The 14723-nt window shown below is 70.8% G+C and carries 12 protein-coding genes; 5 read left to right on the forward strand and 7 right to left on the reverse strand.

Annotation, left to right across the window (positions count from 1 at the left end; all coding sequences use genetic code 11):
• Positions 1-29: 29 nt before the first annotated feature.
• Positions 30-2207 (forward strand): OmpL47-type beta-barrel domain-containing protein, encoded by a 2178-nt coding sequence (locus ACFXPL_RS13315; RefSeq protein ID WP_384917340.1) that lies wholly within the window; start codon positions 30-32, stop codon positions 2205-2207.
• 86 nt (positions 2208-2293) lie between these two features.
• Here ACFXPL_RS13315 and ligD read toward each other — a convergent pair whose 3' ends face one another.
• A complete protein-coding gene (gene ligD / locus ACFXPL_RS13320) occupies positions 2294-3307 on the reverse strand; it encodes a non-homologous end-joining DNA ligase (RefSeq protein ID WP_384917241.1) in 1014 nt (337 codons plus the stop codon).
• A 169-nt stretch (positions 3308-3476) separates the two neighbouring features.
• Between ligD and ACFXPL_RS13325 the strand changes: the two genes are divergently transcribed.
• The gene (locus ACFXPL_RS13325; RefSeq protein WP_384917244.1) at positions 3477-4541 is read left to right on the forward strand and encodes an ATP-dependent DNA ligase; all 1065 of its coding nucleotides are present in this window, start codon (positions 3477-3479) and stop codon (positions 4539-4541) included.
• An 85-nt stretch (positions 4542-4626) separates the two neighbouring features.
• A complete protein-coding gene (locus tag ACFXPL_RS13330; protein WP_384917247.1) occupies positions 4627-6747 on the forward strand; it encodes an MDR family MFS transporter in 2121 nt (706 codons plus the stop codon).
• Here ACFXPL_RS13330 and ACFXPL_RS13335 read toward each other — a convergent pair.
• From ACFXPL_RS13335 to ACFXPL_RS13350, 4 genes are all read right to left on the reverse strand, one after another.
• A complete protein-coding gene (locus ACFXPL_RS13335) occupies positions 6744-7211 on the reverse strand; it encodes a YchJ family protein (protein WP_384917249.1) in 468 nt (155 codons plus the stop codon). The genes ACFXPL_RS13330 and ACFXPL_RS13335 overlap by 4 nt on opposite strands.
• Before the next feature lie 137 nt (positions 7212-7348).
• Positions 7349-8227: an ATP-binding cassette domain-containing protein gene (locus ACFXPL_RS13340; RefSeq protein ID WP_384917252.1), complete on the reverse strand. Its 879-nt coding sequence runs from the start codon at positions 8225-8227 to the stop codon at positions 7349-7351.
• A gap of 5 nt (positions 8228-8232) precedes the next feature.
• The gene (locus ACFXPL_RS13345) at positions 8233-9330 is read right to left on the reverse strand and encodes an ABC transporter permease (RefSeq protein ID WP_384917255.1); all 1098 of its coding nucleotides are present in this window, start codon (positions 9328-9330) and stop codon (positions 8233-8235) included.
• Positions 9330-10352, reverse strand: a complete 1023-nt coding sequence (locus ACFXPL_RS13350; RefSeq protein ID WP_384917258.1) for a sugar ABC transporter substrate-binding protein — start codon at positions 10350-10352, stop codon at positions 9330-9332. Before ACFXPL_RS13350 ends, ACFXPL_RS13345 begins: the two co-directional genes overlap by 1 nt.
• Before the next feature lie 374 nt (positions 10353-10726).
• Between ACFXPL_RS13350 and ACFXPL_RS13355 the strand changes: the two genes are divergently transcribed.
• Positions 10727-11752, forward strand: a complete 1026-nt coding sequence (locus ACFXPL_RS13355) for a LacI family DNA-binding transcriptional regulator (protein ID WP_384917261.1) — start codon at positions 10727-10729, stop codon at positions 11750-11752.
• 144 nt (positions 11753-11896) lie between these two features.
• A complete protein-coding gene (locus tag ACFXPL_RS13360; protein ID WP_384917264.1) occupies positions 11897-12913 on the forward strand; it encodes a sugar phosphate isomerase/epimerase family protein in 1017 nt (338 codons plus the stop codon).
• A 63-nt stretch (positions 12914-12976) separates the two neighbouring features.
• Here the strand turns inward: ACFXPL_RS13360 and ACFXPL_RS13365 are convergent, their stop codons facing one another.
• Together ACFXPL_RS13365 and ACFXPL_RS13370 are read right to left on the reverse strand one after the other, a co-directional pair.
• Positions 12977-13732, reverse strand: coding sequence for a GntR family transcriptional regulator (locus tag ACFXPL_RS13365; protein WP_384917267.1), 756 nt, complete (start codon positions 13730-13732; stop codon positions 12977-12979).
• Positions 13733-13891: 159 nt separating this feature from the next.
• Positions 13892-14662 carry an IclR family transcriptional regulator gene (locus ACFXPL_RS13370; protein WP_384917269.1) on the reverse strand — a complete coding sequence of 257 codons (771 nt, stop codon included), beginning with the start codon at positions 14660-14662 and terminating at the stop codon, positions 13892-13894.
• Between the last annotated feature and the right edge of the window lie 61 nt (positions 14663-14723).

Consider the following 14723-nt stretch of genomic DNA (forward strand, 5'->3'; position numbering starts at 1 on the left):
TGTGGACGGCCCTGGTGGGCGCGTTCCTGATGGTGCTGGGACTGACCTCCACGGCCGCGTACGGGCGGCCCGCCGGCCCCGGCGACGAGGGGCGCGCCGGTGCGAGTACGGCGGCGGCCCAGGTACTGACCTGGACCGCGGGCGACCCCATCGACAAGTACCTGAGCTTCCCGACCACCGCGGTGGCCGGGCCGACCACGATCGTCTTCGAGAACAGCACGGCCACCGGCAACACCACCGGGATGCCGCACACCCTCACCTTCGACACGTTCGATCCCGAGTACAACAACGACGTGACGCTGGACATCCTGGCCAACCCGGGGGACGCCAAAGGCGGCAAGCACACCACCGAGGTCAACCTGACCCCGGGCAAGTACCGCTTCCACTGCGTCATCCCGGGGCACCTCACGATGACCGGCGTGCTCACCGTGACCGAGGGAGGAGGCGGTGACGACACCACCGCTCCCACCACCTCGGCCAAGGTCGAGGGCCAGCAGAACGCCGACGGCGCGTACGTCGGTTCCGCGACGGTGTCCGTGAAGGCGACCGACGACGGGTCCGGAGTGGCGACCACCGAGTACGCGGTCGGCGCGGACGGGCCGTGGCAGCCGTACACCACCCCGGTGGTGGTCGACCAGGTCGGCGAACACACCCTCAGATACCGCGCCACCGACAAGGCGGGCAACGCGGCCGAGGAGAAGTCCGTCGCGTTCACCGTGGTCGCCCCGCCGACCGACGACACCACCGCGCCGGAGACCTCGGCGACCGTGAGCGGGGACCGGGACGGGGCGGGCAACTACCTGTCGATGGCCACGGTCACCGTCACCGCCTCCGACACCGGTTCCGGCGTCAACACCATCGAGTACGCGCTCGGGGCGGACGGCGCCTGGCAGCCGTACACCGCCCCGGTGATGGTGCACCAGGTCGGTACGCACACGGTCCGCTACCGCGCCACCGACAAGGCGGGCAACGCGGCGGCGGCCAAGTCGGTGTCGTTCTCGGTGGTGGCACCGCCGGTCAAGGACACCACCCCGCCGGTGACCGGAGCGGTGGTGACGGGCGACAAGAACTCCAACGGCGCCTACATCACCAGCGCGAAGGTGACGGTCACGGCGACCGACGCCGAGTCGGGGGTGGACCGGATCGAGTACTCGCTCGACAGTGGCCCCTACCTCGCGTACACCACGCCCGTCGTCGTCGACCGCGTCGGCTACCACGCGCTCTCCTACCGGGCGACCGACAAGGCGGGCAACACCGCGCAGGCCAAACAGCTCTCCTTCACCGTCGCGCAGAGCGGCGGCGTCCCGGCGCCCAACTGCCCGGAGTTCGACGAGCGGTTGACGGTCATCGTGGGCACGGTCGACTCGGGCGTGCCGAACCGGCTGACCCGTAACCGGTGCACGGTCAACGAGCTGATCGAGGACGAGAAGGAGTGGACCTCGCAGGCCCTCTTCCTCAAGCACGTCGACAGCGTGCTCGACAAGCTGCTGTCCGACAACGTCATCGACGACCGCGAGTTCAAGAAGATCACCAAGGCCGCCAAGCAGTCGAAGATCGGCACCCCCGGGCAGACCGAGGGCTACCGCGCTCTCTTCGACGGAACGGCCGGCTCCCTGGCCAAGTGGGAGCAGGTCGGCGGCGGCAAGTTCGCGCTGAGCGGCGACGGTGCCATCACCAGCAGCACCACCGTCGAGGGCATGGGCATGCTGTGGTTCCCGCAGCGCACCTACGGCGACTTCTCGCTGAAGCTGCAGTTCCGCGACGACGCCCCGGGCAACGGCAACGCCAACGGCGGTGTCTTCGTCCGCTTCCCGAACGTCCACAACCACCCGGAGGAGTCCCGGCCCGAGTGGGTCGCCATCAACTACGGGCACGAGATCCAGATCCTCGACCGCCCGGACGGCGACCTGTACAAGACCGGCTCGGTCTACGGCTTCGACCGTGTGGGGCTGGGCGGCGCGGGCGTCACCCCGAAGGGCACCTGGAACGACTACGAGATCCGGGTGGAGGGCCAGCACTACACGATCCTGCGCAACGGTGTGCTGATCAACGAGTTCGACAACGTGGGCGGGCAGACCTTCTACCCGGAACGCGCGGGTGACCCGGGCACGGACGGCCGGCGGTACGCCACCGGTCATGTCGGGCTCCAGGTCCACGGCACGACGGACGTCATCTCGTACCGCGACATCCGCATCAAGGAGCTGTGACCGCGAAGGAGTGACGACCGCGATCGCGGCCCGCTGACGGTGTGTCCCCTCTCGGCGGAGAGGGGACACACCTCTGTGTCCGGGTACTACGTCTCCTCGTGCCTGGCGCGGCTCGGCTGGACCCGCTTCGGCTCCCCCGGCATCTTCGGATAGTCCGGCGGGTACGGCATGTCCCCCAGCCCGTGGTCCCGTTCGTACCGGTCGGCCAGCTCCAGCAGCCCGTCCAGGCGGTGCGGCCGGTCCGCCATCTCCGCGTGCACATCGCCCACTTCGGCGTAGCGCACCGGCATCGTCGCCAGGTCGAAGTCGTCCGGCGCCACGTCGTCCAGCTCCGCCCAGCGCAGCGGCGCGGAGACCGGGGCGTGCGGCCGCGGGCGTACGGAGTAGGCGGAGGCGATGGTGCGGTCGCGCGCGGTCTGGTTGTAGTCGACGAAGATCCGCTCGCCGCGCTCCTCCTTCCACCACGCGGTGGTCACCCGGCCCGGCATCCGCCGCTCCAGTTCATGGCCGACGGCGATGGCACACCGCCGTACCTCGGTGAACGTCCAGCGCGGCTCGATCGGCACGAAGACGTGCAGGCCCCGGCCGCCGGAGGTCTTGGGCCAGCCGTGCAGCCCCTGCTCGGACAGGAACGCGTGGAGTTCGTGGGCGGCTCCGACCGCGTCCTTGAAGTCGGTGCCCGGCTGCGGATCGAGGTCGATGCGCAGCTCGTCGGGGTGGTCGGTGGCGTCCCGCCGTACCGGCCAGGGGTGGAAGGTGAGACAGCCGAGGTTCGCCGCCCAGAGGACGGCGGCCGGCTCCGTCGGACAGATCTCGTCGGCCGAGCGCCCGCTGGGGAACTCGATGCGTGCGGTGGGGATCCAGTCGGGGAGGTTCTTCGGGGCCCGCTTCTGGAAGAAGGACTCACCGTCGACCCCCTCGGGGAAGCGTTGCAGGGTGGTCGGGCGGTCGCGCAGCGCGCGGGTGATCCCGGGCGCCACGGCCAGGAAGTAGCGCGCCACGTCCAGCTTGGTGAAGCCGCGCTCCGGGAAGTACACCTTGTCGGGGCTGGACAGCCGTACGGTCCTGCCGTCCGCCTCCAGCTCCACCACCGCGCCCATGGAGCCACGGTAGGACGGGGGCGCGTGGAGCGCATCACGGGAGGGCCCCACGCGGAACACGCCGGGCGGCGCCACACGGAACGTGCCGTGTGGTGCCGCCCGGGACATCCCGGGCGGCGCCACACGGACATGTCGGGCGCCCCGGGAGGTTCTGGCCGACAATCGCTCCATGGACCTGCCGGTGATGCCACCCGTCAAACCGATGCTCGCCAAGTCCGTGGCCCGTATCCCGCCCGGTATGCAGTACGAGGCCAAATGGGACGGCTTCCGGGCGATCGTGCACCGCGACGGCGCCGACCTCGTCATCGGCAGCAGGACCGGGAAATCGCTCGCCCGCTACTTCCCCGAGCTGGTCACGGCCCTGCTCGCCGAGCTGCCCGAGCGGTGTGTCGTCGACGGCGAGATCGTGATCGTGCACGGCGACCGGCTCGACTTCGAACAGCTCACGGAGCGGATCCATCCGGCCAAGTCCCGGGTGGACCTGCTCGCCGAGCGCACCCCGGCGAGCTTCGTCGCCTTCGATCTGCTGGCGCTCGGCGACGCCTCGCTGCTCGACCTGGACCAGGCACGCCGCAGGGAGGCGCTGGAGGCGGTGCTCTCCCCCGCGCGTCCGCCCCTCCATCTCGCGCCCGCCACCACCGAGATCGACGTGGCGCGTGAGTGGTTCGATCGGTACGAGGGGGCCGGTCTGGACGGGGTGGTGGCCAAGCCCCTCGACCTGCCGTACCGCCCCGACACCCGGTCCATGTACAAGATCAAGCACGAGCGGACCGCGGACGCCGTCGTGGCCGGCTACCGGGAGCACAAGAGCGGTCCTGTGGTCGGTTCGCTGCTCCTCGGCCTGTACGACGCCGCGGGCGCGCTCCAGCACGTCGGGGTCTGCGCCGCGTTCCCCATGCGGCGCCGCGCCGAGCTGGCGGCGGAGCTGGCGCCGCTGCGCATGGAGAGCGCCGACGGCCATCCGTGGGCGGCGTGGACGGAGGAGTCCGCGCACGAGAGCGCCCGGCTGCCCGGCGGGCCGAGCCGCTGGTCCGGGACGAAGGACCTGTCGTGGCTCCCCCTGCGGCCCGAGCGGGTGTGCGAGGTGGCGTACGACCACATGGAGGGCGACCGGTTCCGGCACACCACGCGGTTCCGCCGGTGGCGCCCGGACCGTACCCCCGCGAGCTGTACGTACGCGCAGTTGGAGGAGCCGGTGCGGTACGACCTGTCGGAGGTGCTGGCGGGGCGGTGAGCCGCCGTCGCGGCCGGGGCCGGGGTTCTCACCGGTCTGGCCTACCCCGCATGCGTCCGTACGGCAGCGGTGTGACCGTGCAGGGGTGACCTCAGCCAGCGAGACCGGACCTCCGGCGACGAAGCAGGCGCGGGGGTCCGCCCCCACGCCGCCCGTGCTCGACGGGCGGCAGCGGAACATCGTCTTCGCCACGATCATGCTCGGTGTGCTGCTCGCGGCGCTCGACCAGACGATCGTCGGCACGGCCCTGCCGACGATCGTCTCGGACCTGGGCGGCGCCGCCCACATGTCCTGGGTGGTCACCTCGTATCTGCTCGCCGAGACGGTCTCCACGGTCCTGGTCGGCAAGTTCGGTGATCTCTTCGGCCGGAAGCTGGTCTTCCAGATCTCCGCGATCGTCTTCATCACCGGTTCGTTCCTCTGCGGTCTCGCCACCGACATGACGCTGCTGATCTCCTGGCGCGCTCTCCAGGGCATCGGCGCCGGCGGGCTGATGGTCACCGCGATGGCGCTGATCGCGGACGTCATCCCGCTGCGCGAACGCGGCAAGTACCAGGGGGCGATCGGCGCGGTCTTCGGGGTGTCGACGGTCATCGGCCCGCTGCTCGGCGGGGTGTTCACGGACAACCTGACCTGGCGCTGGGCCTTCTACATCAATGTGCCGATCGCGATCGGCGTGGTCGTCGCGGCGGCCCGGACCATCCCGTCCGTCAAGGCCGTCTCCCGCCCCGTCATCGACTACCCGGGCATCGCGCTGGTGGCGATCGGGGCCGGCTCCCTGATCCTGGCGACGAGTTGGGGCGGCAACCAGTACGGCTGGGGCTCCCCGGTGATCCTCGGGCTGTTCGTCGGCGGTGTCGTCGCGCTCGCGCTGTTCTGCCTGGTGGAGACGCGCGCGGCCGAACCGATGCTGCCGATGCGGCTGTTCCGCAACCCGGTCTTCACGGTCTGCTCGGTCCTGAGCTTCATCGTGGGCTTCGCGATGCTCGGGGCGATGACCTTCCTGCCGACGTATCTCCAGTACGTGGACGGCGACTCGGCGATCATCTCGGGCGTCCGTACGCTGCCGATGGTCTTCGGCCTGCTGATCGCCTCGGTCCTCAGCGGCAACGTGGTCAGCAGGACGGGCGCGTACCGGATCTTCCCGATCGTCGGCTCGCTGGTGATGGCCGCGGGGCTCTACCTCCTGTCGCGGATGGGGCCCGACTCGGGGGTGTGGCGGGAGTCGGGGGCGATGCTGGTGCTCGGCCTGGGGATCGGGCTGGTCATGCAGGTGCTGACGATCGCGGTGCAGAACACCGTCGAGTACGCGGACCTCGGCACGGCCACGTCCGGGGTGACCTTCTTCCGTACGCTCGGCAGCGCCTTCGGCGCGGCGGTCTTCGGCACGATCTACGCCAACGCCCTCGGACCGAACCTCCGGACGGGCATCGCCGGGGCGGTACGGGCGGCGGGCCCCGGGGCGGACCCCGCGGCCGTCGCGAAGGCGGCGGGGAGCCCGGAGGGGCTGCACGCACTGCCGTCCGCGCAGGCCGGGCCGATCGTGAGGGCGTACACGGACGCGTTGCAGACGGTGTTCCTGTGGACGGTGCCGGTGGCGCTCCTCGGCTTCGTCGTGGCGCTCTTCCTCAAGCAGGTGAAGCTACGGGACTCGGCGCGGGCGGCCTCCACCGACATGGGTGAGGGGTTCGGCTCGCCCGTCAGCTCCGGTGACTCGGAGCGGCTGCTGGAGCTGTCCGTCGCGAAGATCCTGCGCTCCACGCGGCGGGACACCGCGCGGCGGATCATGCTCTCCGCGGACACCCGGCTGGACATCGCGGGGGCGTGGGCCGTGATGCAGGTCGAGCTGTTCACCCGCATGGTCGGCCACGCCGGTCTGGGGCTGATCGCGGAGCGCCACCGGCTGCCGCCCGAGGTGGTGTTCCCGGTCTTCGACCGGATGGTCGAGGAGGGCTATCTGAGCCGGACCGGGAACATGCTCGCCCACACGGAGGCGGGCGCCCGGGAGGCCGCCGTGATCAATACCGCGTGGGCCCACTGGCTCAACGAACAGCTCGACGCAGACCGGGGCCGCCCCAGCGGCACCGAGCTGCGGCGCGCGGTCGACGCGATCGCGAAGCGGCTGCTGGCCGAGGACCTGGCACAGGACCTGTCCGGCCGGGCGGCCGTCCCCGCCGGCTCCACGCTCTCGACGGCGCGGCCCTAGAAGGTGCCGTCCACATAGACCCAGGCGCCGTCGTGCCGCGCGAACCGGCTGCACTCACGCAGCTCGCCCGGCCCGCCCGCGTCGGTGAAGCGGGCGCGGAAGGTGACCGTGCCGGTGGTGTGGAAGGCGCTGCCGTCGGTGGTCGCCAGGATCTCCAGCCCCTGCCAGCGCGTGGCGGGGTCGAGGTCGAGGCGGGCCGGGCGGGTGGCGGGGTCCCAGGTCCTGAGCAGGTACGACGCGTCGAGTACGGCGAAGGCGCTGTAGCGGGAGCGCATCAGCAGCTCGGCGGTGGGCGCCGCGGCGGGGGGCCGCGTCCCTGATCCGGTGTGGAACCGCCCGCAGCACGCGCCGTACGCGGCGCCGGCTCCGCAGGGGCAGGGCGAGGCGTCGGTGACGCGTGGCCCCGCCCCCGCGGGCGGGACGGATCGGCCGGGGCGACGGGTGCGTGCGGGGCGTCGGGCCATGTGGTGCTGTGCTCCAGGACAGGACGGGACGAGACGGGCGTTCGGTGCCGGGTGGCCGGGCCGCTCGGCCTGCCGAGCCGCCACCCGTCGGTGCACAGCCTAGGCCGCCCCGGGCGTCCCGCGTGCGGTCCGTCGTGTCACCGCGTGCCGTCATCCGCTCCGGCGGCTTCCGGCAGCCCTTCCACGTCCACCCCGGACACCTGCGCCAACTCGTGCTTGAGCGCGGCGAGTTCGGCGCCGCCCGCCATGTGGTTGGTGAGTGCCTCCAGGCTGACCTCGCTGCGCGCGGAGCTGAGTTCGAGGGTGCCGAGCCGCAGCACCGTGAAGTGGTCGCCGACCATGTAGGCGTGGTGCGGGTTGTGGGTGATGAAGATGACGCCCAGACCGCGTTCCCGGGCGGCGGCGATGTATTTGAGTACGACCCCGGACTGCTTGACGCCGAGCGCGGCGGTCGGCTCGTCCAGGATCAGCACCCGGGCGCCGAAGTGGACGGCGCGGGCGATGGCCACGGACTGCCGCTGGCCGCCGGAGAGCGAGCCGACGGGCTGGTCGAGATCGTCGAGCACGATGCCCATGTTGCGCAGCTCCCGGTCGGTGACGCTCTTCATCCTCGGGATGTCGAGCATCCTGGCCGGCCAGCGGCCCCGGGTCAGCTCGGAGCCGAGGAAGAAGTTCCGCCACACCGGCATCATCGGTACGGTGGCGAGGTCCTGGTAGACGGTGGCGATGCCGTGGCCCAGGGCCTCACGCGGGGTGGTCAGCCGGACCGGCTCGCCGTCGATGCGGAATTCACCCTCGGTGTGCTGGTGGAGCCCTGATATGACCTTGATCAGGGTGGACTTGCCGGCGCCGTTGTCGCCGAGTACGCAGGTCACCCGGCCGGGCCTGACGGTCAGGTCGACGCCGTGCAGGGCGCGGACGTTCCCGTAACTCTTGCCGACACCGCGCAGTTCGACGATCGGCTCGTCGCCGCCGCGGCCGGTGCTCTCGCCCTGGGCTGTCGTGGTGGTTGCCATGGGGTTCACCTCCGGGTCGCCTGCTTGCGTACCCACAGATTGAGGAGGACGGCGACGAGCAGCATCGCGCCGAGGAAGAAGGTGAACCAGTCGGGGTTCCAGTTGGCGTAGACGATGCCCTGGGTGACCATGCCGAACATGAACGCGCCGACCATCGGGCCGAAGGCCGAGCCGTAACCGCCGGTCAGTACGCAGCCGCCGATCACCGCGGCGGCGATGTAGAGGAGTTCGTTGCCGATGCCCTCGCCCGACTGGACGGTGTTGAACGCGAAGAGCTGGTGCATACCGACGAACCAGGCCGCGAAACCGACGATCATGAAGAGGGTGATCTTGGTGAAGGTCACCGGGACACCGACGGCGCGCGCGCTGTCCTGATTGCCGCCGACCGCGAAGATCCAGTTGCCGTACTTGGTCCGCAGCAGCACCCAGGTGGCCAGAACACCGAAGACCACCCACCACACCACGGTGATCCGGACATCGGTCCCGCCGACGGCTATCTCGGAGGAGAAGACCTTGCGCGCCTGGTCGAAGCCGTCCATGTCGCGGATGGAGTCGGTGGCGACATTGCCGGTGATCAGCTTGGTGACCGCGAGGTTGGCGCCCTGGAGCATCAGGAACGTACCGAGGGTGACCAGGAAGCTGGGCAGACCGGTCCTGACGAGCAGGAATCCGTTGAACGCCCCGACGGCGAGGGAGACCACCAGCGCGAAGACCACGCCGACCCAGACGTTCATGGAGAGCTGGAAGGCGAACATGGAGGCGGTGAGCGCGGAGGTGACCACGGCGACACCGGCCGACAGGTCGAACTCCCCGCCGATCATCAGCAGCGCCACGGCCAGCGCCATGATCCCGATGGTCGACGCCTGGTAGAGCACGGTGTTCAGCGAGTCGAACTGCCGGAAGGTCGGCGCGACGGAGAAGAAGAAGACGTAGACGACGACGGCGCCGATCAGCGCGCCGATCTCGGGCCGGCCCAGCAGCCGGTGCACCGGCGAGCGCCGGGCCGTGCGGCCGTCCTGCCCACCGCCCGGCGGTGGGGGCGGTCCCGGCGTCGCCGCCGGGGCCGGATCCGCCGCCGGGCCCACCGCGGACTCCACACTCATCACCGGGTTCCCTTCTCGGCGAACTCCGCGATCCTGTCGATGTTCGTCTCGTCCACGAACGCGGGTCCGGTCAGGACCGGTTCGGCGCCGCCTCCGCTGAAGTTGCCGTTGTTCTTGTACAGCCAGAGGCCGTCGACCGCCAGATAGCCCTGGAGATAGGGCTGTTGGTCGACCGCGAAGGCCACGTCACCGTCCTTGAGTGCGCCGACCAGTTCCTTGTTCAGGTCGAACGTGGCCACCTTCGCCTTGCCGCCGGCGTCCTTCGCGGACTGGACCGCGGTGAGCGCGAACGGGGCGCCGAGGGTGACGACGTAGTCGATCGACCTGTCCTGCTGGAGCTTGGCCTCGATGGTCGACTTCACCGACGGCATGTCCTTTCCGTTGACGTAGAGGGTCTCGGTCTTGCCCTTGAACGTCTTCTTCACACCCGCGCAGCGGGCCTCCAGGGCGACATGCCCCTGGTCCTGGATGACACAGATGTCATGCTTGGCGCCCACCTCGTTGAGGCGGTTGCCGAACGCCTCGCCCGCGACGCGCTCGTCCTGCCCGAAGTACGACCGGAGCCCGAGCTCCTTCCAGTCGTCGAGACCGGCGTTGAAGCCGACGACGGGGATACCGGCCCGCTCCGCCTTGGCGAGCACCTCCTTCATCGCCTCGGGCTTGGCCGCGGTGACCGCGATCCCGTCGACCTTCTGGTCGATGGCGTTCTGGATCAGGTTGGCCTGGTCGGCGGCCTTCTCGTCGCTGGAGTAGACGAGTTCGACGTTGTCCTTGGCCGCCGCGGCCTGGGCGCCCTTGCGGACGATGTCCCAGAAGGTGTCGCCGGGCGGTGCGTGGGTGACCATGGCGATCTTCATACGGGCGGTGGTCGCCTTGCCCGACGTGGCGGTGTTCTGGTCCTCCTGGGCCTTCTTGCCACCGGACCCGCTGGAACAGCCCGCGGCCAGGAGGACCGCCGTCATACCGACGGCCGCCGCGGCGACGGTTCTGCGGGAGCGTCGGGAACGGATAGTGCGATTCATCGTCCTGCACCTCACGGAGTGAGTGGGCGGAGAGGAGGGCACGAGCCCACCGGACCGCGGCGGAGGGATACGGCACAGAGGCCCGTTCGGTGTTTTCGGCCAGGGCCGGAAACGTCGCCGTTGACTGGACTGGAGCAAACTCCAGCGGGGGCCCGGTGTCAATGGTTTGTCAGGACAACACTTCATCCGGACGTAACGGCACGATAACGTCGAGGTGCACCGAGGTGCGGGAAGGCCACGGTGACGTCACCCCTCGACAGGCCCTGTCGGCCCCGGAGCGGGTTGCTTGGCAGGTGGATCGATCCAGATCCCGACCATGGGGTTGTGTCACCATCAGTGTCAAGAGCCGGGTGACGACAGAGGCGGGAGGCCGCGTGGAGCGGACCGGGGGCGGCCGGGGCAGGCGCGCCACGATGCGGGACGTGGCGGCGCGGGCGGGAGTGTCACGGTCGCTGGTCTCCCTGGTCTTCCGCGGCGAGCCGGGCGCCAGCCCCGGGACCCGGGACAAGGTGCTGCGGGCCGCGGACGAGATCGGCTACCGTCTCGACCCCACCGCGCGCCTGCTCCGCAGCAGCCGCAGCCGGCTGCTCGGCGTCGTGCTCGACACCCGCAACGCCTTCCACGCCGACCTCGTGGACGGGATCTACGCGTCGGCCGAGGAGACCGGTTACGAGGTCTCACTGAGCGCCCTGGCCCCCACCCGCGACGAACGCAAGGCCGTCGAGCGGCTGATCGCCTACCGCAGCGAGGCGCTGATCCTGCTCGGCCCCGAGACCACCGCTGAGGAGCTGTCGGAGCTCGGCCGGCGGATCCCGGTGGTCACGATCGGCCGTGGCGCCACGGCGGAGACCGTCGACTCCGTGCACATCGCGGAGATGGACGGCGCGCGCCAGTCCGTCGACCACCTCGTCGGCCTCGGGCACCGCGCCATCGTCCATATCGACGGCGGCCGGGCGTCGATGGCGGTCGAGCGGCGCAGGGGCTACCGCCAGGCCATGCGGCGGCGCGGGCTGGCCGAGGAGATCCGGGTGATCCCCGGCGACCACAACGAGACCTCCGGCGCCGAAGCGGCCCGTACGCTGCTGGCCGGGGGCACCCTGCCCACCGCCGTGATCGCCTACAACGACCGCTGCGCCACCGGTCTCCTCGACGCCTTCCTGCGGGCCGGGGTACGGGTGCCGGCCGATGTCTCCGTCGTCGGCTGCGACGACAGTTCGCTGGCACGCCTGGCCCACATCAGCCTCACCACGCTCTCCCAGGACGCCGAGCGCATGGCCGAACTCGCCGTCCAGGCGGCGGTGGAGCGGCTGGACGGCGGACGCGGCAAGCCCCGGGACGTGGTGATCAGCCCGCACCTGGTGGTACGGGCGAGCACCGCGCGCCCCCGTACGGCCGGCTGAGCCGGGACCGGGACGCTCCGGAACGGGAACCGCGCGCCGCGACTTCTTGACAGCGGGCGGCGGGCCGCCACATAGTCGCTACTGGATCGATCCAGTGTCGAGCGAACCCCTCTTCGAGCCTTCCACCGATACGGAGAACGCCCCATGAAACTCGGCGCCTACACCGCCTGCCTGCACGACAGGACCCTCGACGAGGTCCTTGAAGTGGTCCGCGAACTGGGTCTGACCGCCGTCGAGTTGAACGCCGGCGGCTTCCTTCCCGCCCCTCACGTCCCCGTCGACGCCCTGCTCGCCAGTAAGCGGGCCCGTAAGGAGTTCCTGGCGCGGCTCGACGCGGCGGGCGTGGAGCTGACCGCGCTGAACGTCAACGGCAACCCCCTGCACCCCGACCCGGAGGTCGGCACCAAGCACGCCCGCGATCTGCGCACCGCGATCGAGCTGGCCGGGCTGCTGGGCGTACGCCACGTGATCACCATGTCCGGCCAGCCCCAGGCGCACCCGGGCGGGCTCACCCCCGCCTGGACGGTGGAGCCGTGGCACAGCGGGGCCACGGAGGTCCTCGACTACCAGTGGAACGAGGTGGCCGTCCCGTTCTGGAAGGAGATCGAGGAGCTGGCCCGGCGCGCGGACGTGCGGGTGGCCATCGAGATGCACCCGCACAACCTCGTCTACAACCCCGTCACCCTGATGCGGCTGATCGAGCGGGTGGGATCCACCCACATCGGCGCCGAGATGGACCCGAGCCACCTCTTCTGGCAGGGCATGGAGCCGCTGGTCGCCATCGCGTACCTGGGCGACCGGGTCTTCCACGCGGCGGCCAAGGACGTACGGATCAACGAGGACCACGTCAAGCTGCACGGGGTCCTCGACGACCGGTTCCGTACGCCCACTCCGGAGGCGCCGGGCAGGGTGGGCCTCATCGGTCTCGGCGGGCGCTATCTGCTCAACGAGTTCCCCGCGGACGCCCCGTGGCAGTTCGTCGCGGTCGGACGGGGCCACTCCACCGCGTACTGGACGGAGTTCCTGGCCGCGCTGCGCCGGATCGACCCGGACATGGCCGTCAACATCGAGCACGAGGATCTGGAACTGGGCCGGCTCGAAGGGCTCCAGGCCGCCGCCGACACGCTGCTCGCGGCCGTGGCGGCGCTGCCGGCCGGCTGACGGAGGGCCGTCGCCCCCGACCGTGCGGGACCGCACCCGGGACGGATACGGCCCACCGGACGGTCAGGACTGGACGAGGAGCTGGAACTCGAAGGCGTACCGCGAGGCCCGGTAGATGTGGGTGCCGTACTCGACGGCGCGGCCCGTGTCGTCGTACGTCGTGCGCTGCATCGTCAGCAGTGCGGCGCCCTCGGCCTCGTCCAGGCTCTCACCCTCCGGCGCGGTGGCGTTGCGCGCGCCGACCGTCTGCCGGGCGCTGTGCAGGGTGATCCCGACGGCCCGCATCAGACGGTAGAGGCCGGTCTCCTCCAACTCCTCGGTGTCCAGGCGTACCAGCCCCGGAGGCAGGAAGTTACGCAGGTACGCCATCGGCTCGGCGTGGCTCAGCCGCAGCCGCTCCAGGACGACGACCTCGCTGTCCTCGGCGACCCCGAGCGCGGCGGCGACCTCGGCGGAGGCGGGCTCCGTCGCGTTGCGCAGGACGCGCGTGGTGGGGCTCTGGCCGGCCGCCCTCAGGTCGTCGTAGAGGCTGCTCAGCTCCAGCGGGCGCTTGACCTGGCTGTGCACGACCTGCGTCCCGATGCCCCGGCGGCGGACCAGCAGACCCTTGTCGACCAGGGTCTGGATGGCGTGCCGGACGGTGGGGCGGGAGAGCCCGAGCCGTCCGGCCAGCTCGATCTCATTGCCGAGCAGGCTGCCCGGGGAGAGCCTGCCGTGCTCGATGGCGCTCTCCAGCTGCTGGGCGAGCTGGTAGTAGAGCGGCACCGGACTCGACCGGTTCACCGAGAGTTTGAGGGCCGTGGGATCAGGGGTGTTCACGGGGCGAGAATATCCGCCGTAAGGGTGACAGGCACCTCCGACGTCAGATTGTTGTGACAATAGGGGACTTCCCGCGCACTCCGCCCGCGCCCGCTTCCGGCCCTCCCACCTCACCGCCTCGCCCGGCTGCGCCCCGCGCTCACCTGTCGTGCTCCGCCGTCAGGGCCGGCCCCGGTGTCCGAGGCGTACGGAGAGCGCGCCCGCGCCCTTCACCGCGAGCTGTGAGAGCTCCTCCTCGCGCTCGTCGCTCCAGCGGATCATCGGTACGGAGATGGACAGGGCCGCGACGACCCGGCCCGCCCGGTCCCGTACCGGCGCGGCCACGCAGCTCACGTCCGGGTTCGACTCGCGGTGTTCGACGGCGACACCCCGCTCCCTGATGCCCGCCAGCTCCGCGTGCAGCGCCTCGGGATCGGTGATGCTGTCCGGGGTCATCGCGATGAACGCGTGGCCGTCGATACGGGCCGCCAGCTCGCTCTCGGAGAGCGAGGCGAGCAGCATCTTGCCGACCGAGGTGCAGTGCGCGGGCAGTCTGCGCCCGGCGGCAGAGACCATCCGGACCGCGTGCGTGGAGTCCACCTTCGCGATGTAGATGACGTCGGTCTCCTCCAGGATCGCCACGTGGACGGTCTCGTCGCAGGTCTCGGCGACCTCGCGGGCGACCTGCCGCCCCTCGGCCGCGAGGTCGAGCTGCTCCGCGTACCGGCTGCCGAGCTGGTAGGAGCGCACGCCGAGCCGGTAGCGGCCGGGCTGTCCTGGGACGGGTGCCAGGTAGGAGCGGGCGGCGAGTGTGGTGATCAGCTCGTGCACGGTGGTGCGCGGCAGTTGGAGTTTGCGGATGACATCGGGCGCGGAGAGCGTCCCGTCGCCCTCCAGGAACAGTTCGAGAATGTCCAGGGCCCGCGTCACCGCGGGAACGAGCCGTCCCATGGCCGACCACCCATCCGTCTCGTTCGGTACTTCGGCCAGCGGCCGGAATGACGAACACAGG

The sequence above is a fragment of the Streptomyces sp. NPDC059092 genome, from assembly GCF_042756365.1.
In the GTDB taxonomy this organism is placed as follows: domain Bacteria; phylum Actinomycetota; class Actinomycetes; order Streptomycetales; family Streptomycetaceae; genus Streptomyces.